A 24,886-nucleotide genomic window follows, 5' to 3' on the forward strand; every position below is an offset into this window, starting at 1 on the left:
CGGACAAGACTGACATGCATCAAGGAGTACGCCTGTGAAGAGCACCGTCGAGACCTTGAGCCCGACTCGGGTCCGGCTCGCCATCGAGGTGCCGTTCGTCGAGCTCGAACCGAGCCTGCGGAAGGCGTACCGGGAGATCGCCCAGCAGGTCACCATCCCCGGCTTCCGCAAGGGCAAGGTACCCGCCGCCGTCATCGACCAGCGGGTCGGCCGGGGCGCGGTGCTCAACGAGGCCGTGCAGGAGGCGATCCCGCAGAACATCCTGGCCGCGGTGCGTGAGCACGAGGTCAGGACGCTGGGTCGCCCGGAGGTCGAGATCACCGAGTTCACGGACGGCGAGCCGCTCAAGTTCACCGCCGAGGTCGACGTACGGCCGCAGCTGACCCTGCCGGACCTGTCGGCGATCGAGGTCACCGTCGACGAGCTGCAGATCGACGAGAGCGAGATCGACGAGCAGATCAAGGGGCTGCGTGAGCGGTTCGCCACCCTCAAGACGGTGGAGCGACCCGCGCAGGACGGCGACTACGTCCAGATCGACCTGGCGGCGACGGTCGACGGCGAGGAAGTTCCAGGCGGTTCGGCCACCAACATCTCCCACGAGGTCGGCAGCAAGCAGCTGCTCCCCGGCTTGGACGAGGTGCTGGTCGGCATGGCCGCCGGCGGGTCGACGAGCTTCGTGACCCAGCTGGTCGGCGGCGACTTCGCCGGCCGGGACGCCGACGTCGCGGTGACGGTACGCACCGTCAAGGAGAAGCAGCTGCCCGAGCTGGATGACGAGTTCGCGCAGCTGGCCAGCGAGTTCGACACCCTCGACGAGCTCCGTGGCGACCTGCGCGAGCGCGTCGAGAGGGCGAAGCGGGTCGAGCAGATCTACGCGGCCCGCGACAACGCGCTGGACCAACTGGTCGAGGCCGCCGGGGTGCCCGCGCCCGAGGGCGTGGTCCGTGAGGAGGTCGAGCACCGCAAGCAGGCGATGACCGACCAGTTGGAGCGGATCGGTGCCTCCTGGGAGGACTACCTCGCCTCCGAGGGCAGGACCGAGGAGGACATCGACACCGAGTTGACCGAGGCCGCCAGCAAGGGCGTCAAGATCCAACTTCTGTTGGACACGCTCGCCGACGCCGAGGACGTCCAGGTCTCCGACGACGAGTTCGGCCACGAGATCGTGCACCGGGCGCAGCGGGCCGGCATGGCGCCGCAGCAGTACTACGACCAGCTGGCCCGCTCGGGCGCGGCTGGCGCGGTCTACGGCGACGTCCGTCGCGGCAAGGCGCTGGGCCTGGTGATGGAGCGGGTCTCGATCAAGGACGCGGCGGGTAACCCGGTCAGCATCGACGCGATCCGGGCGGCGAGCGAGGCCGAGCACGACCACGGTCACTGAGTACGGCGGCGGCGGTTGTCCGCCGGGCACGATGCCCGGCGGACAACCGCCGCCGGAGTTCGGGACACCGACCTGCGCTGTGAGCGAACAGCACCTGGAGAACGGCGCCCGGCCCGTTCCCAACGGTTAATGTCGGGCTAACGACGCACGGAGAGCGAAGGGCTGCCATGACCGATCTGCACATCCCAGCTATGCCCATCCGGGTGAGCGAGGCCCGCGGCGGTGACTCACTCAGTGGCAACCTCGACGACACGGTCTTCAACCGGCTCCTGAAGGAGCGGATCATCTTCCTCGGCAGCGAGGTGACCGACCAGGTGGCCAACCGGATCTGCGCCCAGTTGCTGCTGCTGGCGGCCGAGGACCCGGAGCGGGACATCAACCTCTACATCAACTCGCCGGGCGGTTCGGTCTACTCGGGCATGGCGATCTACGACACCATGCAGTACGTCAGCAACGACGTGGCGACCATCGCGATGGGCATGGCCGCCTCGATGGGCCAGTTGCTGCTCTGCGCCGGCGCGGCGGGCAAGCGGTACGCCCTGCCGCACGCGCGGATCATGATGCACCAGCCGTCCGGTGGCATGGGCGGTACCGCCTCCGACATCGCCATCCAGGCCGAGCAGATGCTGTACACCAAGCGGATGTTCCAGGAACGGGTGGCGTTCCACACCGGGCAGGAACCGGCGCAGATCGAGGCGGACTCGGACCGTGACCGTTGGTTCACGGCGGCCGAGGCGCTCGACTACGGATTCATCGACCGGGTGATCACTGGAGCCACGCAGGTCCCGACCGGCGCTGGCACCCGCAACTGAGGAAGGCGACGATGACTGACCTGACCATGCCGCCCGGGTTCGCTCCGGTGCACAACCGGTACGTCCTGCCGTCGTTCGTGGAGCGGACCTCGTACGGGATCAAGGAGTCGAACCCGTACAACAAGCTCTTCGAGGACCGGATCATCTTCCTCGGCGTACAGGTGGACGACGCGTCGGCCAACGACGTGATGGCCCAGCTGCTGACCCTGGAGGGGACCGACCCGGACCGGGACATCATCATGTACATCAACTCGCCGGGCGGGTCGTTCACCGCGATGACGGCGATCTACGACACCATGCAGTACGTCCGCCCCGACATCATGACGGTCTGCCTGGGTCAGGCGGCCAGCGCCGCAGCGGTCCTGCTGGCGGCGGGTACGCCGGGCAAGCGGATGGCGTTGCCCAACTCCCGGATCATCATTCACCAGCCGGCCACCGAGGGCGGCTACGGCCAGGGCTCGGACATCGAGATCCAGGCGCGGGAGATCCTGCGGATGCGGACGCAGCTGGAGGACATGCTGTCCCGGCACTGCAACCAGCCGGTCGAAAAGGTCCGCAAGGACATCGACCGTGACAAGATCATGACTGCCGAGGAATCCCGTGAGTACGGGCTGGTCGACACCATCCTGACCAGCCGCAAGAAGGGCCTGCTGGCGGCCAGCTCGGCCAGCTGACACGGGGCGGTCGGAGGCCGGCCGGTCGATGAGTAGACTGGCCGACCTCTGACACACCCGATTTTGGGGGTCGGAGTTTGACCCGGTAGCGGGTAACGTCGAGATGCACCGTCTGACGGGGCTGACCGGCAGCAGATGTCCCACTGACGAGGCAGACCGTCCTTAGGCCAGGGCCGGCGTGACCGGCCGAGAGCGCAGGGAGAACGTAGGTGGCACGGATCGGCGACGGCGGCGACCTACTCAAGTGCTCCTTCTGCGGCAAGTCGCAGAAGCAGGTGAAGAAGCTCATCGCGGGCCCCGGGGTCTACATCTGCGACGAGTGTATCGATCTGTGTAACGAGATCATCGAGGAGGAGTTGGCCGAGTCCGGCGAGGTGAAGTGGGAAGAGCTTCCCAAGCCGATGGAGATCTGCCAGTTCCTGGACTCCTACGTCGTCGGCCAGGACCACGCCAAGAAGGCGCTCGCGGTCGCGGTCTACAACCACTACAAGCGCATCCAGGCCGACGCGGCTGGCGCTCCCGGGGCCAACGACACGGTCGAGGTCGCCAAGTCCAACATCCTGCTGATCGGGCCGACCGGCTGCGGCAAGACACACCTGGCGCAGACCCTTGCCCGGATGCTCAACGTCCCGTTCGCCATCGCCGACGCCACCGCGCTCACCGAGGCCGGCTACGTCGGGGAAGACGTCGAGAACATCCTGCTCAAGCTGATCCAGGCGGCGGACTACGACATCAAACGCGCCGAGACCGGGATCATCTACATCGATGAGGTCGACAAGATCGCCCGCAAGTCGGAGAACCCGTCGATCACCCGGGACGTCTCCGGCGAGGGCGTCCAGCAAGCGCTGCTCAAGATCCTCGAGGGTACGGTCGCCAACGTCCCACCGCAGGGTGGACGTAAGCACCCCCATCAGGAGTTCATCCAGATCGACACCACCAACGTGCTGTTCATCCTCGGCGGGGCGTTCGCTGGACTGGACCGGATCATCGAGGCCCGCACCGGCCAGGGCGGCACCGGCTTCGGTGCCCGACTGCGGGCGGTGTCCGAACGCTCGACCGATGACATCTTCAGCCAGGTCATGCCGGAAGACATGCTCAAGTTCGGGCTGATTCCCGAGTTCATCGGCCGGCTGCCGGTGATCACCAACGTGCGCAGCCTCGATCGTGAGGCGCTGGTGCGGATCCTGACCCAGCCCCGGAACGCCCTGGTACGCCAGTACCAACGGCTCTTCGAGCTAGACAACGTCGAGTTGGAGTTCGAACCCGCTGCTTTGGAGGCGGTCGCGGACCAGGCGATGCTGCGGGGCACCGGCGCGCGCGGGCTACGGGCCATCCTGGAAGAGGTCCTGCTCTCCGTCATGTACGAGGTGCCCAGCAATCCGGACGCGGCCCGCGTGTTGATTACTCGGGAAGCCGTGTTGGAAAATGTCAATCCGACGATCGTGCCCCGGGAGTTCACCGGCCGTCGCCGCAGGGACCGTGAGGAGAAGTCGGCGTAGTCGGCGTCGGTTCAGGCATCGGCTCCATCGTCCGCTGATGACCCCGCCGCCCGGCGCCTCGGGCCACGGCCGAAGGAACAGGTGATCTCGTGCGTGTGGCGGTCTGTCAGCTCAACAGTCGGGACGACCAGGACGCCAATCTGGCAACCGCTCGCAAGCTGGTGGAGGCGGCCGCTGCCGGCGGAGCGGACCTCGCCGTCCTGCCGGAGTACGTCGACTACCTCGGCACCGCTGCCGGCCTGCCGGACCCCGAACCGATCGACGGTACGGTCGGCACCTACTTCGCCACCGCCGCGCGGGAGCTGGGCATCTGGGTCCTGGTCGGGTCGTACCATGAGCGTGGCCCCGACCAGCGACGGACCTACAACACCTCGTTGATGTTCAACCGGCAGGGCGAACTCGTCGGTACCTACCGGAAAATCCATCTCTACGATGTCGAGATTCCCGGCCGGGTCTCCTATCACGAGTCGCGCAACGTCGCGCCGGGCACCGACCTAGTGGTGGTGGAGTGCGAGGGTGTCCGGATCGGCCTGTCCATTTGCTACGACCTGCGGTTTCCCGAGTTGTACCGGCGGTTGGCCGTCGACGGCGGAGCACAGGTTCTGGTGGTGCCGGCGGCGTTCATGACCCACACCGGGCGGGATCACTGGGAGGTCCTGCTCCGAGCCCGGGCGATCGAGAACCAGTGCTACGTGCTCGCCGCCGGGCAGATCGGTGAGCACCAGCCCGATCGCACATGCTACGGCCGCAGCATGGTGGTGGATCCGTGGGGAACCGTCGTGGCGCAGGCCCCGGACACCGTGGGGATCGTGCTTGCCGATCTTGATCTGGCTCGGCTGGCGACGATCCGGAGCGAACTGCCCAGCCTGGCCAACCGCCGTCTGTAGCACGGCGCGGTCGGCGGCCTGAGCGTCTTCTTTACGGTGCCGGTTCGGGTTCAGCCCGGCTGCGCGGCCATTTCACCAGGTCGAGGTCAGGACACCGATGATCGCCAGGCCGATGATCGCTCCGCCGAGCACGAGCAGGGCGTTCGTCATCCGCGACCGACCGCGTCGGGCCAGCCGATGGATCGAGACGACGACCGCGAGTACGACCACCGCGCCGATCACCAGCTGCCAGAACGGCAGGAGCAGCGCGGAGATCGCGTCGATGGCGAGCGGCGATCCTTCGACAGTCATGACGCCACTCTGGCACGGGTCGCCCGTCGGTGGGGGCCCAGCTGATCGCCCTCCGCTGGGACCCGGCTGCGGGCGCGACTACGTCGGGTTAGGGCTGAAGGCTGCGGCATCAGGGCGCGTGGTGGGTGCCCACACGTCGGTGAGCTGCGACTTTGTCGGACTCGACCCGGTCTTTCAAGATCAATTTGCGTTCGAGCGGCAAGCCGCGTAACTTTCTCTCTGCAAGCGGGACACGGACAAAACGGCCGGAACCGCAAGCGCCAGGATGGGGTGGGTGACCACCGAACCAGACTGGACCGGGTGGTGCGGATCGCCGGCAAGCCGGACTTGAGTTCGCGAAACCAACCGGGTAAGGTAGGAAGCCGGCAGGAGCCGGGCCGAGCTTCGGTTGACGAAGTGGGCCGGTTTGCTGGACACCCCGACCTAACGACCGCGACTGCGGTTGACGAAGCACGGGGAAGCCTGGGCGGTGCGAAGGCGAGAGCCGAAACTGGTTCTTGACAGCGCGAAGCCGACCGGGTAAGGTAGAGAAGTTGCCCGGCGGATGCCGGGTGTGTGGTTGGCCCTGGTGGGGTTGCCTGGTTGTTCTGGGTGGTTCTGCTGGTGTGTGTTTGTTCTTTGAGAACTCAACAGGGTGCTTGATAAGCCAGTGCCAAAGTTTGTTTGGTTCCCGGCTGGTTTCTGCCACGTTGGTGGTGGTTTCTGGTTGGTGATTCCTTGGCATTTTATTATGCCGGGTTTGATTTTCCAAGTTTTTGTTGGAGAGTTTGATCCTGGCTCAGGACGAACGCTGGCGGCGTGCTTAACACATGCAAGTCGAGCGGAAAGGCCCTTCGGGGTACTCGAGCGGCGAACGGGTGAGTAACACGTGAGCAACCTGCCCCAGGCTTTGGGATAACCCCGGGAAACCGGGGCTAATACCGGATACTACATGTTGCCGCATGGTGGTGTGTGGAAAGTTTTTCGGCTTGGGATGGGCTCGCGGCCTATCAGCTTGTTGGTGGGGTGATGGCCTACCAAGGCGACGACGGGTAGCCGGCCTGAGAGGGCGACCGGCCACACTGGGACTGAGACACGGCCCAGACTCCTACGGGAGGCAGCAGTGGGGAATATTGCACAATGGGCGGAAGCCTGATGCAGCGACGCCGCGTGAGGGATGACGGCCTTCGGGTTGTAAACCTCTTTCAGCAGGGACGAAGCGTAAGTGACGGTACCTGCAGAAGAAGCGCCGGCCAACTACGTGCCAGCAGCCGCGGTAAGACGTAGGGCGCGAGCGTTGTCCGGATTTATTGGGCGTAAAGAGCTCGTAGGCGGCTTGTCGCGTCGACTGTGAAAACCCACAGCTCAACTGTGGGCTTGCAGTCGATACGGGCAGGCTAGAGTTCGGTAGGGGAGACTGGAATTCCTGGTGTAGCGGTGAAATGCGCAGATATCAGGAGGAACACCGGTGGCGAAGGCGGGTCTCTGGGCCGATACTGACGCTGAGGAGCGAAAGCGTGGGGAGCGAACAGGATTAGATACCCTGGTAGTCCACGCTGTAAACGTTGGGCGCTAGGTGTGGGGGGCCTCTCCGGTTCTCTGTGCCGCAGCTAACGCATTAAGCGCCCCGCCTGGGGAGTACGGCCGCAAGGCTAAAACTCAAAGGAATTGACGGGGGCCCGCACAAGCGGCGGAGCATGCGGATTAATTCGATGCAACGCGAAGAACCTTACCTGGGTTTGACATGGCCGCAAAACCTGCAGAGATGTGGGGTCCTTCGGGGGCGGTCACAGGTGGTGCATGGCTGTCGTCAGCTCGTGTCGTGAGATGTTGGGTTAAGTCCCGCAACGAGCGCAACCCTCGTTCGATGTTGCCAGCGCGTTATGGCGGGGACTCATCGAAGACTGCCGGGGTCAACTCGGAGGAAGGTGGGGATGACGTCAAGTCATCATGCCCCTTATGTCCAGGGCTTCACGCATGCTACAATGGCCGGTACAATGGGCTGCGATACCGTGAGGTGGAGCGAATCCCAAAAAGCCGGTCTCAGTTCGGATCGGGGTCTGCAACTCGACCCCGTGAAGTCGGAGTCGCTAGTAATCGCAGATCAGCAACGCTGCGGTGAATACGTTCCCGGGCCTTGTACACACCGCCCGTCACGTCACGAAAGTCGGCAACACCCGAAGCCGGTGGCCCAACCCCTTGTGGGAGGGAGCTGTCGAAGGTGGGGCTGGCGATTGGGACGAAGTCGTAACAAGGTAGCCGTACCGGAAGGTGCGGCTGGATCACCTCCTTTCTAAGGAGCGCTCTCCCGGCGAAGGTCGGGTAGGGAGCCTGCCGCCTCCGAGTGTGGGGTGGGGGTGCTCATGTGGCGGAGACACTGGTGAGTTCGTGTCGGCAACGGCTGATGCTGCTAGTACTGCCTCTTTCGGGGGGTGTGGAGGGTGGTGTTGGTGCGGCTGGTGTGGATGGTGAGCATCCTGTTGGGTCCTGAGGGAACAAGCCACGTGTGGGTTGTTGTCTTGGTTGCCAGGCATGGCCTGGTCTCGCATACCGGCTGCCGGTTGGTGGTGCTGGTGTGGGGCTTGGGGTTGTGGGTTGGTCGTTTGTTGAGAATTACACAGTGGACGCGAGCATCTTTGTGGTCAAGTTGTCAAGGGCGAACGGTGGATGCCTTGGCACTAGGAGCCGATGAAGGACGTGGGAGGCCGCGATAGGCCTGGGGGAGCTGTCAACCGAGCTGTGATCCCAGGGTGTCCGAATGGGGAAACCTGGCATCAGTCATGTGGTGTCACCCGCATCTGAACACATAGGGTGTGTGGAGGGAACGCGGGGAAGTGAAACATCTCAGTACCCGCAGGAAGAGAAAACAATTGTGATTCCGTGAGTAGTGGCGAGCGAAAGCGGATGAGGCTAAACCGGCTGCGTGTGATACCTGTCAGGGGTTGCGTGGTCGGGGTTGTGGGACTCTGCTGATCGGACTGACATTCGGTCGAGAAGTGAGAAAGCCAGTTGCTAGCTGAATGGTGTGGAAAAGCCAACCGTAGACGGTGATAGTCCGGTATGTGAAAGCTTCTGGTCTTCTGTGGATGTTCCCGAGTAGCGGCGGACCCCTGAAATCTGCCGTGAATCTGCCAGGACCACCTGGTAAGCCTAAATACTTCCTAGTGACCGATAGCGGACGAGTACCGTGAGGGAATGGTGAAAAGTACCCCGGGAGGGGAGTGAAATAGTACCTGAAACCGTTCGCCTACAATCCGTCGGAGCCTTTAGGGTGACGGCGTGCCTTTTGAAGAATGAGCCTGCGAGTTAGTGGCATGTGGCGAGGTTAACCCGTGTGGGGTAGCCGTAGCGAAAGCGAGTCTTAATAGGGCGTTGAGTCGCATGTTCTAGACCCGAAGCGGAGTGATCTAGCCATGGGCAGGCTGAAGCGCGGGTAAGACCGTGTGGAGGGCCGAACCCACCAACGTTGAAAAGTTGGGGGATGACCTGTGGTTAGGGGTGAAAGGCCAATCAAACTCCGTGATAGCTGGTTCTCCCCGAAATGCATTTAGGTGCAGCGTCGCGTGTTTCTTGCCGGAGGTAGAGCACTGGATGGTCTAGGGGGCCTACAAGCTTACCGAAATCAGCTAAACTCCGAATGCCGGTAAGTGAGAGCGCGGCAGTGAGACTGCGGGGGATAAGCTTCGTAGTCGAGAGGGAAACAGCCCAGATCGCCAGCTAAGGCCCCTAAGCGTGTGCTAAGTGGAAAAGGATGTGGGGTCGCTTAGACAACCAGGAGGTTGGCTTAGAAGCAGCCACCCTTTAAAGAGTGCGTAATAGCTCACTGGTCAAGTGGTTCCGCGCCGACAATGTAGCGGGGCTCAAGCACACCGCCGAAGCTGTGGCATTCACGCGTGTACTTCGCTGATCCTTTTGGGGTTGGTGCAGGTGTGTGGATGGGTAGGGGAGCGTCGTGCCGGGGGTGAAGCAGCGGGGTGACCCAGCTGTGGACGCGGCACGAGTGAGAATGCAGGCATGAGTAGCGAAAGAAGGGTGAGAAACCCTTCCGCCGGATGACCAAGGGTTCCAGGGCCAGGCTAATCCGCCCTGGGTGAGTCGGGACCTAAGGCGAGGCCGAGAGGCGTAGTCGATGGACAACGGGTTGATATTCCCGTACCCGCGAAGGAGCGCCCATGATGAACCTCGTTGTGCTAACTGCCCGAACTTGGTGAGGTTTTCGGACTGATCTGAGGGAGCGCGGGAACCTGGCGGGTAGTAGTCAAGCGATGGGGTGACGCAGGAAGGTAGCTGATCCCGGCCGGTGGTTGTGCCGGGGTAAGCGTGTAGGCTGCATCATAGGTAAATCCGTGGTGCGTGAAGGCTGAGACGTGATGCCGAGCCGATTCAGGTGAAGTCAGTGATCCTATGCTGCCGAGAAAAGCCTCTAGCGAGCTTCTAGCGGCCCGTACCCCAAACCGACACAGGTGGTCAGGTAGAGAATACCGAGGCGATCGGGCGAACTGTGGTTAAGGAACTCGGCAAATTGCCCCCGTAACTTAGGGAGAAGGGGGGCCGGAGACGTGAAGCCCCTTGCGGGTGGAGCGTTGTATGGCCGCAGAGACCAGGGGAAAGCGACTGTTTACTAAAAACACAGGTCCATGCGAAGAAGTAATTCGATGTATATGGACTGACGCCTGCCCGGTGCTGGAACGTTAAGGGGACCGGTTAGCTCTTCGGGGCGAAGCTGAGAACTTAAGCGCCAGTAAACGGCGGTGGTAACTATAACCATCCTAAGGTAGCGAAATTCCTTGTCGGGTAAGTTCCGACCTGCACGAATGGCGTAACGACTTTCCTACTGTCTCAACCACAGGCCCGGCGAAATTGCAGTACGAGTAAAGATGCTCGTTACGCGCGGCAGGACGGAAAGACCCCGGGACCTTTACTATAGCTTGACATTGGTACTCGAATTAGCTTGTGTAGGATAGGTGGGAGACTGTGAAGCTGGTACGCCAGTATCGGTGGAGTCATTGTTGAAATACCACTCTGGTTGCTTTGGGTATCTAACTTCGGACCGTGATCCGGTTCAGGGACAGTGTCTGGTGGGTAGTTTAACTGGGGCGGTTGCCTCCTAAAGGGTAACGGAGGCGCCCAAAGGTTCCCTCATCCTGGTTGGCAATCAGGTGTTGAGTGTAAGTGCACAAGGGAGCTTGACTGTGAGACTGACAGGTCGAGCAGGGACGAAAGTCGGGACTAGTGATCCGGCACTTGCGTGTGGAAGCGGTGTCGCTCAACGGATAAAAGGTACCCCGGGGATAACAGGCTGATCTTCCCCAAGAGTCCATATCGACGGGATGGTTTGGCACCTCGATGTCGGCTCGTCGCATCCTGGGGCTGTAGCAGGTCCCAAGGGTTGGGCTGTTCGCCCATTAAAGCGGTACGCGAGCTGGGTTTAGAACGTCGTGAGACAGTTCGGTCCCTATCCGCCGCGCGCGTAGGATACTTGAGAAGGGCTGTCCCTAGTACGAGAGGACCGGGACGGACGAACCTCTGGTGTGCCAGTTGTCCCGCCAGGGGCACGGCTGGTTGGCTACGTTCGGAAGGGATAACCGCTGAAAGCATCTAAGCGGGAAGCTCGCTTCGAGATGAGGTATCCCACCCAGTGATGGGGTAAGGCTCCCAGTAGATGACTGGGTTGATAGGCCGGAGATGTAAGCCAGGTAACTGGTTCAGTTGACCGGTACTAATAGGCCGAGGACTTGACTTACGAAGATGTACGCGTCCACTGTGTGATTCTGGGCAAACGGGCATACCTGTGGGTGTGTTTGGTTTGTTGTGAGGGTTACGGCGGTTATGGCGGAGGGGAAACGCCCGGTTACATTCCGAACCCGGTAGCTAAGCTCTCCAGCGCCGATGGTACTGCACTCGTGAGGGTGTGGGAGAGTAGGTCACCGCCGGACATCATTAACAGTTGAGGGCCGCTCCCTGCGGGGAGGCGGCCCTCAACTGTTTGTCTGTTCCTGTGTTTCTCCACCCCTGCCAGGCCGGCGTGTCGGCGGGGGAGCTTCGAAATCTCGCTCCGAGATCGCTCCGAGATCGTGCCGGCCCCGTTGGCTCCCGCTAGCAGGCCCGTGTTCCTCGGTGTCAGTCTCGCTGCTGGATCGCGTCGCGTAGCTCAACGAGCAGCGCGGCGGATTCGTCGACGCCACGCTGTGGAAAAAGTGCCACGGCGATGCTCCCGTGGTCGGCCCATCCGCATACCGGCATCTGGGTGTCGTCGACCGGGGTCGTGCCGCATTTCATCACGCCACCGAGGCGTCCCGCCGGCACCTGGTGCACCCCGGAGACGGTGCCCTGGTCGTCGCCGACCAGAGCGAGCATCGTGTCCAGGTCTCGTTCCGGAGACCACAGCAGCGTGGTCCCGCCGACCAACAACACCGCGCGGTCCTCTGCGTTCGGGTCGGCGTACACCACGCCGATGCTGCGGTCGAGAGCTATCCCGGCGGCGAACGCCGTGTTGAGGTAGTCGGCGGTAGCGCTGGCCTGCTCGCTGTCGTCGCGGAGCAGCCCGGCCGCTTCAGCCGGTGCGCTGAGCGCGGCGTCGGACTGCTGCAGCACCCGCCACGCGGGGATGCCGATCAACCCGGCCCCGACCAGCCCGGCAGCGGCGACGGCGGCGACAGCGATGGTGCGGCGTCGGCGTGCCGGTCGGTCGTCGTGGTCCGCGTCCGGTCGGGTCGCCGCCGGCAGCGGTGTCACATCGATCGGCTCCCGATCGGGTGCTCGCCGTCCCCCGAACATGTCGTCGACCATGTTCGACACCGTACGCCACCGGCTGACGTGGCCGGGTGCCTCGCTACGCCCCCCGGGCGCTCCGTAAACTCGATGGGTGACCGAGACTGCGCAGACCCACCGCGTCGATGCTGCCTCCTTGCCGGCCCAGTACCAGCCCGGTGAGGTAGAACAGCGACGCTACGAGCAGTGGGTGGCCGAGGGCTACTTCCGGGCGGACGCCCGCAGCGGGAAGCCGCCGTTCTCCATCATGATTCCACCACCCAACGTGACCGGGTCGCTGCACGTCGGCCACGCGCTTGATCACACGGTGCAGGACACCCTCACCCGACGCAAGCGGATGCAGGGCTTCGAAGCGCTGTGGCTGCCGGGCATGGACCACGCGGGAATCGCCACCCAGAACGTCGTGGAGCGGCAGCTGGCCGCCGAGGGCCTGTCCCGGCACGACCTCGGCCGGGACAGGTTCGTGGAGCGGGTCTGGCAGTGGAAGGCCGAGTCCGGTGGGGCGATCCTCGGCCAGATGCGCCGGCTGGGTGACTCCGTCGACTGGGACCGTGAGCGGTTCACCATGGACGCTGGGCTGTCGAAGGCCGTACAGACGATTTTCAAGCGACTCCACGACGACGGCCTGATCTACCGCGCGGAGCGCATCATCAACTGGTGCCCGCGGTGCCTCACCGCGCTGTCGGACATCGAGGTCGAACACACCGACGACGAAGGGGAGCTCGTCTCCATCCGCTACGGCGACGCAGACGCGTCGATCGTGGTCGCCACCACCCGGGTGGAGACGATGCTCGGCGACACCGCTGTCGCGGTGCACCCCGACGACGACCGTTACCGCCACCTGATCGGCACCGAGGTCGAGCTGCCGCTGACCGGGCGGCGGACCCCGATCGTCGCAGACACGCACGTCGACCCGACCTTCGGTACCGGTGCGGTGAAGGTGACCCCGGCGCACGACCCGAACGACTTTGAGATCGGTCAGCGGCACCAGTTGCCCAGCCTGACCGTGCTCGACGAGCGGGCGGTGGTTACCGCCGCAGGCCCGTTCGAAGGGCTGGACCGGTTCGAGGCCCGACCGGCGATCGTCGCGGCGCTGCGCGCCGAAGGCCGGATCGTCGCCGAGAAACGGCCCTACCTGCACGCGGTCGGACACTGTTCCCGCTGCCGGACGACCGTCGAGCCACGGCTGTCGTTGCAGTGGTTCGTCCGTACCGGTCCGTTGGCGAAGGCCGCCGGTGACGCGGTGCGGGACGGCCGGACCCGGATCGAGCCGCCGGAGTTGGCGCCCCGCTATTTCGCCTGGGTCGACAACATGCACGACTGGTGCATCTCGCGGCAGCTGTGGTGGGGCCATCGGATTCCGGTCTGGTACGGCCCGAACGGCGAAGTCGTCTGCGTCGGGCCGGACGAACAACCACCGTCCGGTGCCGGCTGGAGCCAGGACGAAGACGTCCTCGACACCTGGTTCTCCAGCGCGTTGTGGCCGTTCTCCACGCTGGGCTGGCCGGAGCGGACCGAGGACCTGACCAGGTTCTACCCCACCAGCGTGCTGGTGACCGGCTACGACATCCTGTTCTTCTGGGTGGCCAGGATGATGATGTTCGGCCTGTACGCGATGGACGGCCGGCAGCCGTTCGACGTGGTCGCCCTGCACGGCATGGTCCGCGACCAGTACGGCAAGAAGATGTCGAAGTCGTTCGGCAATGTGGTCGACCCGCTGGACTGGATCGACCGGTACGGTGCCGACGCGACCCGGTTCACGCTGGCCCGTGGCGCCAACCCAGGTGCCGACGTGCCGATCAGCGAGGAGTGGTGCCAGGGTTCCCGCAACTTCTGCAACAAGCTGTGGAACGCGACCCGGTTCGCGTTGCTCAACGGCGCCCATCTCGACGGTGACCTGCCGCCCGCCGAGCAGCTGGGGACGACCGACCGGTGGATCCTGTCCCGTCTGCAGCAGGTCGTCGCCCAAGTCGACGAGTGGTTCGAAGCGTATGAACTGGCCAAGGTCTGCGACGCCCTCTACCACTTCGCCTGGGACGACGTCTGCGACTGGTATCTGGAGTTGAGCAAGCCGGTGCTGGCCGCCGGCGGCGAGGCGGCCGACCGGACGCGGCGCGTGCTCGGTCATGTGCTCGACCAGTTGCTGCGGTTGCTGCACCCGATGATGCCGTTCGTCACCGAGGAACTCTGGACGGCGCTGGTCGGCGCGGCAGAGCCGTCGGCCGAACCGCTGGCGCAGCAGACGGCCCAGCAGTCGTCGCAGCGGGCTCGCAGCGTCGTCGTCGCGGCGTGGCCGGTCGCCGACCGCTCGCGGCTGGATCCGGCGGCGGAAGTTGAGCTGGCGGTGGTGCAGCGGGTGGTCACCGAGATCCGGCGGTTCCGCTCGGACCAGGGCCTGCGCCCGACTCAACGGGTGTCGGCCCGGCTCGCCGGGCTCACCGAAGCCGGCGTCGGTGCGCACGAGCCGCTGATCCGGTCGTTGACCAGGCTCGACGAACCGGCGGCTGACTTCTCCGCGACCGCGAAGCTCGCGGTGACCGCTCAGGTCGGTGTCGAGTTCGACACCCGGGGCACGATCGACGTGTCCGCCGAGCGTAGCCGGCTGGCCAAGGACCAGGCGGCGGCCGAACGGGAGGCCGCGCAGTGCCGGGCGAAGCTGGGCAACGCGGCGTTCGTCGACAAGGCTCCGGCACCCGTCGTCGACAAGATCCGGGCCAGACTGGCCGCTGCCGAGGCGGAGCTGGCCCGCATCGCGGGTGCGCTCGCCGCGCTGCCGGCCACGGACGGCCAACCGTGACCGGTCGTCGGGCGGCGGCGGGCGGCGAGGAGTTCGCCGAGGTCGAGCGGGAGCTGGCGGGCCGGGGCTTCACCCGCATGGTGTTCGATCTCGACCGGATCGGGCAGCTGTTGGACCTGCTGGGCAGCCCGCAGCGGGCGTACCCGTCGATCCATCTGACCGGGACGAACGGCAAGACGTCGACCGCCCGCATGATCGATTCGCTGCTGCGCGCGTTCGGCCTGCACACCGGGCGGTACACCAGCCCGCACCTGGAGACCGTCCGGGAGCGGATCAGCCTCGACGGCGAGCCGGTCGGTGCCGACCGGTTCGTGTCGGCGTACCGGGAGATCGCTCCGCTGGTCGCGCTGGTCGACAAGCAGGCGGCCGAGCCGTTGACCTATTTCGACGTGACGACGGCCCTGGCGTTCGCGACGTTCGCCGACGCGCCGGTCGACGTCGCGGTGGTGGAGGTCGGTCTCGGCGGGGCGGAGGACGCGACCAACGTTCTGGCCGCCGGGGTTTGTGTGATCACGCCGATCGGTCTGGACCACACGGAGTGGCTGGGCGACACGCTCACCGACATCGCGTTGGCCAAGGCCGGGATCGTGCACCAGGGCGCGACGGTGATCACCGCCGTACAACCGGAGGAGGCGGCCGAGCCGATCCTGGACCGCTGCGCCGAGGTCGGCGCGACCATCGCACGCGAAGGCGGCGAGTTCGGCGTCGTGCACCGGGCGGTCGCGGTCGGCGGCCAGGTACTCACCCTGCAAGGGCTCGGCGGACGGTACGACGAGATCTTCCTGCCGTTGCACGGTGCCCACCAGGCACAGAACGCGGCGCTCGCGTTGGCCGCGGTGGAGGCGTTCCTCGGTGCCGGCCCGGGCCGGACGTTGGACGCCGAACCGGTGCGCGAAGGCTTCGCGGCGGTGTCGTCGCCGGGGCGTCTGGAGCGGGTTCGCAACGCGCCCACGATCCTGCTCGACGGGGCACACAACCCGCACGGCATGGCAGCCACGGTCACCGCGTTGCGGGAGGAGTTCGCGTTCCGGCGGCTGGTGGTCGTGCTGTCGGTGCTCGGCGACAAGGACGTGGACGCCATCCTCGACCTGCTGGAGCCGGTCGCCGACGCGGTGGTGGTGACCACCAACACGTCGCCTCGGGCGATGCCGCTGGCCCAGCTCGCCGACGCCGCGGTCGAAGCGTTCGGTGAGGACCGGGTGCAGGTGGCGCAGACCATGCCGGACGCGATCGAGGCGGCCGTGGTGTTGGCCGAAGCCGACGTGGACGGGGAACTGACCGGGGTCGGGGTGCTGGTGACCGGGTCCGTGGTGACGGTCGCCGACGCGCGGCGGCTACTGGCCCGATGAGCGGTCCACCGGCGGACGGCCCGGTCCGGGGTTCTCCTGAACCGAAAGGCCGGGGCGGCGAAGGAGCCGACGCGAGGCCGGCGGGCGGCGGGCCGGTCGAGAGCGGGCCGGCGGGTAGTGGACGACCGGTCGGGCCGAGACGGTCCGGACTGCGCAACCCGGTAGCGGCGGCGCGCGGGCTCGGCGCGGCGACGCTCGGGCTGGAGGCGTTGGTGCTGGTCCTGGCGGTCCAGCCGATCCGTGTCCTCAGCGCGGGCTTCGGTACGGCGGCCGTCGTCGCCAGCGTCGCACTCGCCGTCGGCGCGATCGTCGTGGCGGGCCTGTTGGGGCGCGCGTGGGCCTGGTACGCGGGCACCGTACTGCAGGCACTGGTGTTGCTCGCCGGCCTGCTGCACTGGTCGCTGCTCGCGGTCGGGGTCCTGTTCGCGCTGGTGTGGGGGTACGTCTGGCACGTTCGACGGGTCATCCTGAGCTGACGGCGCTGACGGCGCTGACGGCGCTGACGGCCAGGTCGTCCGGCCCGCCGGCCGGCCGGACCGACCGGCTCAGTCTTCCGCAGTGGTGGACGCCGACGGTGGTTGATCCCGGTCACGCCATTCGATGATGGCGACGCCGTGTCCGTCAGGGTCGCGGAACGCGGCCGCCCACAGCTCCAACCGGGCTCCCCGGTTGACCGCCCGGGGCGCGTAGGTGAACCGTACGCCTTTCGACTTGAGCTCGTCGTGGACCCGCAGCAGATCGTCGACTTCGAGGTTGATGTGCATCAGCCGTCGGTTGACCGGCGCGACCTCCGGCACCGACCGCAGCACCAGCCGGGTCTGTCCGGACGCGAGTACGGCGTTGCCGTCTCCGCCGTCGATCTCGAAGAAGCCGAGCATGTCGCGGTAGAACTCGACCGACCGGTCCAGGTCGGCGACGAGCAGGGTGAGACCCACGCCGTGGAACCTCCCGGCGTCGCCGGCAGGCGTCGACGCGCCGGCCTGGACCGGCCCGGCTGCGGCCAGGTCCTCCAGCGGCTGCGCGAGGTCTGCGGTGGCGGCCTCCTCGCCGGAGGTGTCGGGCTGGTCGGCGAGGACGGTGCCGGTGGCGGCGGGGCCGGTCTCCGGTCGCATCTCGCTGGAATGCGTGCGCTCGCCCGGCGGTGTCATGCCGGTACCGGAGGTCTGCGGATCGTCCGAGGGATGGGGCTTCGGCCTCGGTCGCCTCGGCAGCGGAACCGCCGGGGGATCGACCAGGGTGCCTTCCAGCACGATCGGCCCGCCTGGGGTCTGACTCACCACGACCGGCTCGCCGCGTGGCCCGGTGTCGCGGTCACGGGTGGGTGGCGGGTCGAGGTCGGAGCGATCCGGCGCGGTGAAGTCCTTGGCGAAGTCGGCGTCGAAGTCGGCGTCGGCGAAGTCCGGGCGGGGATTTTCCGCCGGGCCGCGTCCGGTGCCGCGCGGGACCGGGCCGGACGGTGAACCGGTCGTGGCACGGTCGCGCGAGGCACCGTCTGGAGTGCCGGGCTCCGGTTGGTCGCTGTCGGGCGCCGCGCTGGCGCGTAGGCCGCTCAATTCGTCGCTGAGGTCGGCAGTGCGGACCGTGTCCGGGTCGAGGAGCAGGTCGTCGTCGGCGCCACGGCGGGCCCACGGCGGTTCGGTGTCGACGCCGAGCAGGTCGTCGTCGACCAGTAGGTCGTCGTCGAGCGGGCCGAAGTCGGGTTCGTCGAACTCTGGTGGCAGCTCGGCCCGTTGGGCAGCGGCCTCGGCGTGGGTGAGCACGTCGTCCCACATGATCCGGACGTGTCGCTGGTCGTCGATCGCCACCATGATCGGCAGCGTGGCCCCCGGGTCGGGCCACTTGGCGACCGGCACCCGGGGATCACGGATCTTGACCGAGCGTGGCGGCACTCCGGGCGCATCCACCAGGATCTGCAGTTCGCAACGCCCGTACGCCGAGGAGGCTGGCGGTTCCGAGACGCTGCGGACGTGGGCGATGCCGGCGACCCAGGCCCGTTCGGCACCGGGAAAGGCGGTGATGAGTACCAGGCTGATCGCCAGCACCAGCAGCGCGACGCCGAGGGCGGCGATCGCCCAGCTCGTCATGCCCGCGCCGAACAGAATGACGAACGTCGCGAGGGTGCCCAACACCGCGGCGACGAGCTTACGGACAGTGGAAACAGGTCGACGGCCGTTCGCCACAGTAGACCTCCCTGCGTTAAGGCCAGGCTAGGCCGGGCTGGGCGTTGACGGAAGACCCGCGATCGGCATGGTGTGCCGGGCACACGCGATACCCGAGACTTCTGTCTCCATGATGACGCGCCGGGCGGCGACGCGCCGCGCGGTGCCGACACGGCGCGCCGCGCGGTGCCGCGACGGCGGGCCGTCCAGCACCGTGCCGCGACGGCGGGCCGGTCGAGGCGGGCCGGGTCGCCCGACCGGTGTCGTATGTGACCAAGCCGACCGGGCGGTCGGGTCGACCCACTAGGCTGGCAACGCCAGCCCGTACCGGAACGCACGGCGCGTAGTGGCGCCGGTCCGCCGAGGAGGAACCAGCGTGTCCAGCCCCACCGACGTCGAACGTACCCTGGTGTTGATCAAGCCCGATGCGGTTCGGCGTGGTCTGGTCGGCGAGATCGTCGGCCGTTTCGAGCGCAAAGGACTGCACCTCGTCACGTTGACCCTGCGGGAGATGGACGCCGACCTGGCCGACGCGCACTACGCCGACCATGTGGACAAGCCGTTCTATCCGCCGCTGAAGGAGTTCATGACCGGTGGGCCGCTGATCGCCCTGGTGCTCGCTGGTGATCAGGCCATCGACGTGGTGCGGGGGCTGATCGGGTCCACGGACGGACGCAAGGCGGCGGCCGGCACCATCCGCGGTGACCTCGCGTTGTCCAACCGGGAGAACCTGGTGCATGCCTCGGATTCGCCGGAGAGTGCCGCGCGCGAGATCAAGCTCTGGTTTCCCGAGCTGGGCTAGGCCCGCCGACGCCCTGGAGCCGATCCGCGCTGGGCAGGCCGACTAGCTGGGCTGGTTCGGCTACCGCCGGGCGTTTTCGGCTGGTTCGTGTGCCGGCCACCTGATCATGGGGGCGGCAGCCACCTTCCATCGATAGATCTCTGTGGACACGTTCGGACGTCTTCTGGAGGACATCGATGGAACCCTTGGATCGCCGTACCCTGCTGCGAGCCGGTCTGACCACCGGCGCCGGCCTCGCCGGCGGCGTGCTGCTCGGCGGTGCCGGCGCGTCCGGCGTACCCACGACGGCCGGTCGGCCGGGCGTACCGGCCTGGCGGCCCAGCGGCCGGCCGGTGCTCACCCACGGCGTGCAGAGCGGCGCCGTCGGCCCCGGCGAGGCGGTGGTCTGGACCCGGGCCGACCGGCCGGGTCGGCTCGTCGTCGAGATCGGCCGCCGTCCGGACCTGCGCGACGCCCGTCGGGTACGGGGACCGGTGCTCCACGGCGGCGGTGACTTCACCGGCAAGGTGCGGTTGCGCGGCCTACCGGCCGGCGAGCGGTTGCACTACCGGGTACGGGTGGAGAGCCTGCACCGCCCCGGCCTGCTCAGCGAGCCGCTGACCGGGTCGTTGACGACCGCGCCCCGAGGCGGTGGCGTACCGGGCCCACGTCGGTCGGGGCGACCGGCCGGCGTGCGGTTCGTGTGGACCGGCGACATCGCCGGCCAGGGCTGGGGGATCAGCGACGACTTCGGCGGCATGCGGATTTTCGAGGCGATGCGGCGATGCCAGCCGGACTTCTTCCTGTGTAGCGGTGACACCGTGTACGCCGACAACCCGCTCGCCGAGACGGTGACCCTGCCCGACGGCCGCATCTGGCGCAACCTGGTCACCCCGGCCAAGACGAAGGTCGCCGAGACGCTCACCGAGTTCCGGGGCCAGTTCGCGTACAACCTGCTGGACGCCAACCTGCGGGCGTTCTGCGCCGAGGTGCCGCAGCTCAACCAGTGGGACGACCACGAGGTCACCAACAACTGGTACCCCGGCGAGATCCTGACCGATCCGCGGTACACCGAGACCCGGGTCGACGTGTTGGCCGCGCGCGCCCGGCAGGCGTTCCACGAGTGGCTGCCGACTCCGGACGACGGGCCGCTGTACCGGGTGGTGTCGTACGGTCCGCTGCTGGACGTCTTCGTGCTGGACATGCGGACCCACAAGGACCCCAACGACGGCAACACGTACGCCGATCCGCGCCGGGGGCTGCTCGGCGCGCGGCAGCGGGCCTGGCTGATCCGGGAGCTCACGCGGTCGCGGGCCACCTGGAAGGTGATCGCCAACGATCTGCCGCTGGGTCTGATCGTGCCGGACGGTTCCGCCGCGCAGGAGGGCGTCGCGCAGGGTGACGACGGCGCGCCGGCCGGACGGGAGCTGGAGTTCGCCGAGATTCTCGGCGCCGCGCATCGGGCCGGGGTGCGGGGGATCGTGTTCCTCACCGCGGACGTGCACTACACGGCCGCGCACCACTACGACCCGGCGCGGGCGGCGGTCGGCGATTTCACCCCGTTCTGGGAGTTCGTCTCCGGGCCGGCGCACGCCGGCGGGTTCGGCCCCAACACGCTGGACGGGACCTTCGGCCCGCAGGCGGTGTTCGTACACGCCCCGCCTCGGGCCAACACCTCGCCGGCCGAGGGCTTCCAGCACTTCGGGGAGGTCGCCATCGACCCGCAGTCCCGGGCGTTCACCGTGCACCTGCGTGACGCCGACGGTCGGTCGCTCTGGTCGACGACCCTGCCGGCGGCCGATCACTGACCCGTACCCCGCAGAGGGGGGCGGGGCAGGGGCGGGGGCGGCGGAAACGGCTGGCGCGGTCCGCTACGCTTGGTGTCACCAGGCGATGACCCGGCTATCACCGGTGAGCCCCCGGAAGAACCGGTCGCCCGTACGGCGGCCGCAGTAGAACCGGGCGGGTCCGGCCCGTCACAGCCGGCCGACGAGCGGGCGGCCGATCACTCGACCGTCAAGCGAGGTGGTACCGCGGCCCGTCGTGGGCGGCATCCGGCCCGGCGGCCGGTGCCCACCCCGGCGGGTTCGTCCTCGCCGACCACGACGACAGTGAGCTGCGCGCGCGAGGAGAACGACCACCATGGCGTACCCGATGACCGGTCCCGTCACCCGGGCGTCCGACGGCAGCGATCAGGCCGAGACCGGCGATCAGGCCGAGACCGGCGTACCGGCCAGTCCTGACCTGCCGGCGGTGGAACGCCGGGTCCTGGAGTACTGGACGGCCGACAAGACCTTCGAAGCCAGCGTCGACCAGCGCGACCCCGGCCCGAACGGGGCCAACGAGTACGTCTTCTACGACGGTCCGCCGTTCGCCAACGGGCTGCCGCACTACGGCCACCTGTTCACCGGCTACGTCAAGGACGTGGTGCCGCGTTACCAGACGATGCGGGGACGACGGGTCGAGCGCCGCTTCGGCTGGGACTGCCACGGCCTGCCCGCCGAGGTCGAAGCCGAACGGCAGCTCGGCATCTCCACCAAGGCGGAGATCGTCGAGCTGGGCATGGAACGCTTCAACGACGTGTGCCGCAGCTCGGTGCTGGCCTACACCCAGGACTGGGAGCGGTACGTCACCCGCCAGGCCCGCTGGGTCGACTTCGCCAACGACTACAAGACGCTCGACCTCGACTACATGGAAAGCGTCATGTGGGCTTTCAAGGCCCTGCACGACAAGGGCCTGATCTACGAGGGCTTCCGGGTGCTGGCGTACTGCTGGCGGTGCGAGACGCCGCTGAGCAACACCGAGACCCGCATGGACGACGTCTACCGGGACCGGCAGGACCAGACCGTCACCGTCTGGTTCGAGCTGGCGCCGCAGCAGCCGGGCGGCGAGCCGGAGCGGATCGGGGTGTGGACCACCACGCCGTGGACCCTGCCGTCCAACCTGGCCCTCGCCGTCGGCCCGGACATCGAGTACGCGGTGCTGCGGCGCGACGGGCAGCGTTACCTGCTCGGCGCGGCGCGGGTCGAGGCGTACGCCAAGGAACTGGACGGGTTCGAACGGATCGGCACCGTGCGCGGGGCCGACCTGGTGGGCCGCCGCTACACCCCGCTGTTCGACTTCCTGGTCGACCAGGCCGGCCCGAACGCGTTCCAGGTGCTCGGCGCGGACTTCGTCACCACCGAGGACGGTACCGGGGTGGTGCACATGGCCCCGGCGTTCGGCGAGGACGACCAGAACGCCTGCACCGCCGCCGGAATCCCGACGATCGTCACCGTCGACGACCACACCCGGTTCACCGCGCTGGTCCCGCCGTACGTCGGTGAGCAGGTGTTCGACACCAACAAGCCGATCATCCGCCAGTTGCGCGAGCGGGGTGTGCTGCTGCGTCACGACACCTACACCCACTCGTACCCGCACTGCTGGCGGTGCGACACGCCGCTGGTCTACAAGGCGGTGTCGTCGTGGTTCGTGGCCGTGTCGACGTTCCGGGACCGGATGGTGGAGCTGAACCAGCAGATCGAGTGGTCACCGGCGCACGTCAAGGACGGCTCGTTCGGCAAGTGGCTGGCCGGGGCCCGGGACTGGTCGATCAGCCGCAACCGGTTCTGGGGCTCGCCGATCCCGGTGTGGAAATCCGACGACCCGGCCTACCCCCGGGTCGACGTGTACGGCTCGCTCGACGAGCTGGAGCGCGACTTCGGCGTCCGCCCGGCCGATCTGCACCGGCCCGGCATCGACGAGCTGACCCGGCCCAACCCGGACGACCCGACCGGCCGGTCCACGATGCGCCGGGTGGCGGAGGTGCTGGACTGCTGGTTCGAGTCCGGGTCGATGCCGTTCGCCCAGGTGCACTACCCGTTCGAGAACCGGGAATGGTTCGAGCACCACTACCCGGGTGACTTCATCGTCGAGTACATCGGGCAGACCCGGGGCTGGTTCTACACCATGCACGTGCTGGCCACCGCGCTGTTCGACCGGCCGGCGTTCCGGACCTGCGTCAGCCACGGCATCCTGCTCGGCGCCGACGGGCGCAAGATGAGCAAGAGCCTGCGTAACTACCCGGACGTGTACGAGGTGTTCGACACCTACGGCTCGGACGCGATGCGCTGGATGCTGATGGCCTCGCCGGTGCTGCGCGGCGGGGACATGGCGGTGGTGGAGAGCGGCGTCCGCGACGCGGTCCGGCAGGTCCTGCTGCCGCTGTGGAACGTCTGGTACTTCTTCGCGCTGTACGCCAACGCGGAGGGCTACACCGCGACGCGGCGGACCGACAGCACCCACCTGCTCGACCGGTACGTGCTGGCCAAGACCGGGGAGCTGGTCGACGAGGTCACCCGGCAGATGGACGGCTACGACATCTCCGTTGCCTGCGCCAGCGTGCGGACCTACCTGGACGCGTTGACCAACTGGTACGTGCGTCGGTCCCGGGACCGGTTCTGGTCCGGCGACGCCGACGCCTTCGACACGCTCTACACCGTGTTGGAGACGCTGGCCCGGGTGGTGGCGCCGCTGGCGCCGCTGACCAGCGAGGAGATCTGGCGAGGGCTGACCGGGGAGCGGTCGGTGCACCTGACCGACTGGCCGGTGGCGGCCGAGTTCCCCGCCGACCGCGACCTGGTCGCGGCGATGGACGCGGTCCGGGACGTCTGCTCCGCCGGGTTGTCGCTGCGCAAGGCGCGTAACCTGCGGGTCCGGCTGCCGTTGCCGGCGATGACCGTGGCGACCTCGGCGGCGGACCGGCTGCGGCCCTTCGCCGACCTGGTCACCGACGAGGTCAACGTGAAGTCGGTGACCTTCACCGACGCCGTCGACAGCTACTGCCAGCAGGTGCTGACCGTGGTGCCCCGGGTGCTCGGGCCACGGGTGGGTGGCCAGGTCCAGACGGTGATCAAGGCGGTGAAGGCCGGGGACTGGACGTTGAGCGACGACGGTGCGCCGGTCGCCGCCGGGGTCCGGCTCGCCGAGGGGGAGTACGAGCTGAAGCTGGTCGCCGCCGACCCGGAGCACTCCGCGCCGCTGCCGGCCGGCCAGGGGGTGGTGGTGTTGGACACCACCGTCACCCCGGAGCTGGCCGCCGAAGGCCTGGCCCGGGACCTGGTCCGGGTGATCCAGCAGGCCCGCCGTGCCGCCGACCTGCGGATCACCGACCGGATCCGGGTCAGCGTGGCGGCCGGCGATCAGGTGGCCGAGGCGGTACGGGCGTACCACGGCTTCGTCGCCGGTGAGGTGCTCGCCGACGACGTGTCGTTCCGACCGGCCGGTGCCGGCGTCGGTGATGACGCGGACGGTGGTGCCGGTGATGACGCGGACGGTGGTGTCGGTCCTGGTGCCGACGCCGGCGTCGGGTTCGCCGGTGAGGTGGGTGAGGGTGAGCCCGTCACCGTCCGGGTACGCCGGTCTGAGCGGGGGCGCGCACGGGTCTAAGCGGGCGGGTCTGAGCGGGCGGGGCGGGATCCCGTCCGCTACCGTGTCATCCCGACCACCCCATGCCCGCTGTCCCGCC

Annotated in this window: 14 protein-coding genes and 3 rRNA genes; 14 read left to right on the plus strand and 3 right to left on the minus strand. The window is 67.2% G+C overall.

Features of this window, described 5'->3' with window-relative positions:
- The first annotated feature begins 34 nt into the window (after positions 1-34).
- The 5 genes from tig (at position 35) to O7632_RS11880 (ending at position 5,253) form a co-directional block, all read left to right on the plus strand.
- Positions 35-1,381, plus strand: a complete 1,347-nt coding sequence (gene tig, locus O7632_RS11860) for a trigger factor (RefSeq protein WP_278114007.1) — start codon at positions 35-37, stop codon at positions 1,379-1,381.
- A gap of 167 nt (positions 1,382-1,548) precedes the next feature.
- Positions 1,549-2,193, plus strand: a complete 645-nt coding sequence (locus O7632_RS11865; protein ID WP_278114010.1) for an ATP-dependent Clp protease proteolytic subunit — start codon at positions 1,549-1,551, stop codon at positions 2,191-2,193.
- Between the two features lie 11 nt (positions 2,194-2,204).
- On the plus strand, positions 2,205-2,867 hold the full coding sequence (locus O7632_RS11870) for an ATP-dependent Clp protease proteolytic subunit (RefSeq protein WP_278114012.1): 663 nt from the start codon (positions 2,205-2,207) through the stop codon (positions 2,865-2,867).
- Between the two features lie 209 nt (positions 2,868-3,076).
- The gene (gene clpX, locus O7632_RS11875; protein ID WP_278114013.1) at positions 3,077-4,366 is read left to right on the plus strand and encodes an ATP-dependent Clp protease ATP-binding subunit ClpX; all 1,290 of its coding nucleotides are present in this window, start codon (positions 3,077-3,079) and stop codon (positions 4,364-4,366) included.
- An 89-nt stretch (positions 4,367-4,455) separates the two neighbouring features.
- A complete protein-coding gene (locus O7632_RS11880; protein ID WP_278114014.1) occupies positions 4,456-5,253 on the plus strand; it encodes a carbon-nitrogen hydrolase family protein in 798 nt (265 codons plus the stop codon).
- 72 nt (positions 5,254-5,325) lie between these two features.
- On the opposite strand, the gene O7632_RS11885 is transcribed toward O7632_RS11880, so the two are convergent.
- On the minus strand, positions 5,326-5,544 hold the full coding sequence (locus O7632_RS11885; protein ID WP_278114016.1) for a hypothetical protein: 219 nt from the start codon (positions 5,542-5,544) through the stop codon (positions 5,326-5,328).
- A 755-nt stretch (positions 5,545-6,299) separates the two neighbouring features.
- Between O7632_RS11885 and O7632_RS11890 the strand changes: the two genes are divergently transcribed.
- The 3 genes from O7632_RS11890 to rrf all read left to right on the plus strand — a co-directional run bounded on the left by O7632_RS11890 (position 6,300) and on the right by rrf (position 11,459).
- Positions 6,300-7,816: ribosomal RNA gene (locus O7632_RS11890) — 16S ribosomal RNA — on the plus strand.
- A gap of 347 nt (positions 7,817-8,163) precedes the next feature.
- Positions 8,164-11,266: ribosomal RNA gene (locus O7632_RS11895) — 23S ribosomal RNA — on the plus strand.
- 76 nt (positions 11,267-11,342) lie between these two features.
- Positions 11,343-11,459: ribosomal RNA gene (gene rrf / locus O7632_RS11900) — 5S ribosomal RNA — on the plus strand.
- Together the 16S, 23S and 5S rRNA genes form the textbook arrangement of a ribosomal RNA operon.
- Positions 11,460-11,643: 184 nt before the next feature.
- On the opposite strand, the gene O7632_RS11905 is transcribed toward rrf, so the two are convergent.
- Complete coding sequence (locus tag O7632_RS11905) at positions 11,644-12,312, minus strand: hypothetical protein (protein WP_278114017.1); 669 nt, start codon at positions 12,310-12,312, stop codon at positions 11,644-11,646.
- 76 nt (positions 12,313-12,388) lie between these two features.
- Here O7632_RS11905 and O7632_RS11910 point away from each other — a divergent pair, with 76 nt between their 5' ends.
- The 3 genes from O7632_RS11910 (at position 12,389) to O7632_RS11920 (ending at position 16,916) form a co-directional block, all read left to right on the plus strand.
- Positions 12,389-15,091: a valine--tRNA ligase gene (locus tag O7632_RS11910; protein ID WP_278114019.1), complete on the plus strand. Its 2,703-nt coding sequence runs from the start codon at positions 12,389-12,391 to the stop codon at positions 15,089-15,091.
- A gap of 77 nt (positions 15,092-15,168) precedes the next feature.
- Positions 15,169-16,440 (plus strand): folylpolyglutamate synthase/dihydrofolate synthase family protein, encoded by a 1,272-nt coding sequence (locus O7632_RS11915; RefSeq protein WP_278119990.1) that lies wholly within the window; start codon positions 15,169-15,171, stop codon positions 16,438-16,440.
- Entirely contained in the window at positions 16,437-16,916 is a 480-nt protein-coding gene (locus O7632_RS11920; protein ID WP_278114021.1) for a DUF4233 domain-containing protein, read from the plus strand. Before O7632_RS11915 ends, O7632_RS11920 begins: the two co-directional genes overlap by 4 nt.
- Positions 16,917-16,985: 69 nt before the next feature.
- Here the strand turns inward: O7632_RS11920 and O7632_RS11925 are convergent, their stop codons facing one another.
- Positions 16,986-18,620 carry a VOC family protein gene (locus O7632_RS11925; protein ID WP_278114023.1) on the minus strand — a complete coding sequence of 545 codons (1,635 nt, stop codon included), beginning with the start codon at positions 18,618-18,620 and terminating at the stop codon, positions 16,986-16,988.
- Positions 18,621-18,975: 355 nt separating this feature from the next.
- On the opposite strand from O7632_RS11925, the gene ndk reads away from it, so the two are divergent.
- The 3 genes from ndk (at position 18,976) to ileS (ending at position 24,807) form a co-directional block, all read left to right on the plus strand.
- Positions 18,976-19,401, plus strand: a complete 426-nt coding sequence (gene ndk / locus O7632_RS11930) for a nucleoside-diphosphate kinase (RefSeq protein WP_278114025.1) — start codon at positions 18,976-18,978, stop codon at positions 19,399-19,401.
- 176 nt (positions 19,402-19,577) lie between these two features.
- Complete coding sequence (locus tag O7632_RS11935; protein ID WP_278114027.1) at positions 19,578-21,188, plus strand: alkaline phosphatase D family protein; 1,611 nt, start codon at positions 19,578-19,580, stop codon at positions 21,186-21,188.
- A 334-nt stretch (positions 21,189-21,522) separates the two neighbouring features.
- The gene (gene ileS / locus O7632_RS11940) at positions 21,523-24,807 is read left to right on the plus strand and encodes an isoleucine--tRNA ligase (RefSeq protein ID WP_278114029.1); all 3,285 of its coding nucleotides are present in this window, start codon (positions 21,523-21,525) and stop codon (positions 24,805-24,807) included.
- The last annotated feature ends 79 nt before the right edge of the window (positions 24,808-24,886 follow it).

Source organism: Solwaraspora sp. WMMD406 (assembly GCF_029626025.1).
Lineage (GTDB): Bacteria > Actinomycetota > Actinomycetes > Mycobacteriales > Micromonosporaceae > Micromonospora_E.

What these genes read in the sequence shown, in the direction of transcription:
- O7632_RS11865 (WP_278114010.1), top strand. Translation starts at nt 1,549, where the DNA reads ATGACCGATCTGCACATCCCAGCTATGCCCATCCGGGTGAGCGAGGCC.
- O7632_RS11870 (WP_278114012.1), top strand. Translation starts at nt 2,205, where the DNA reads ATGACTGACCTGACCATGCCGCCCGGGTTCGCTCCGGTGCACAACCGG.
- O7632_RS11885 (WP_278114016.1), bottom strand. Translation starts at nt 5,544, where the DNA reads ATGACTGTCGAAGGATCGCCGCTCGCCATCGACGCGATCTCCGCGCTG.
- O7632_RS11905 (WP_278114017.1), bottom strand. Translation starts at nt 12,312, where the DNA reads ATGGTCGACGACATGTTCGGGGGACGGCGAGCACCCGATCGGGAGCCG.
- O7632_RS11915 (WP_278119990.1), top strand. Translation starts at nt 15,169, where the DNA reads ATGGTGTTCGATCTCGACCGGATCGGGCAGCTGTTGGACCTGCTGGGC.
- O7632_RS11920 (WP_278114021.1), top strand. Translation starts at nt 16,437, where the DNA reads ATGAGCGGTCCACCGGCGGACGGCCCGGTCCGGGGTTCTCCTGAACCG.
- O7632_RS11935 (WP_278114027.1), top strand. Translation starts at nt 19,578, where the DNA reads ATGGAACCCTTGGATCGCCGTACCCTGCTGCGAGCCGGTCTGACCACC.
- ileS (WP_278114029.1), top strand. Translation starts at nt 21,523, where the DNA reads ATGGCGTACCCGATGACCGGTCCCGTCACCCGGGCGTCCGACGGCAGC.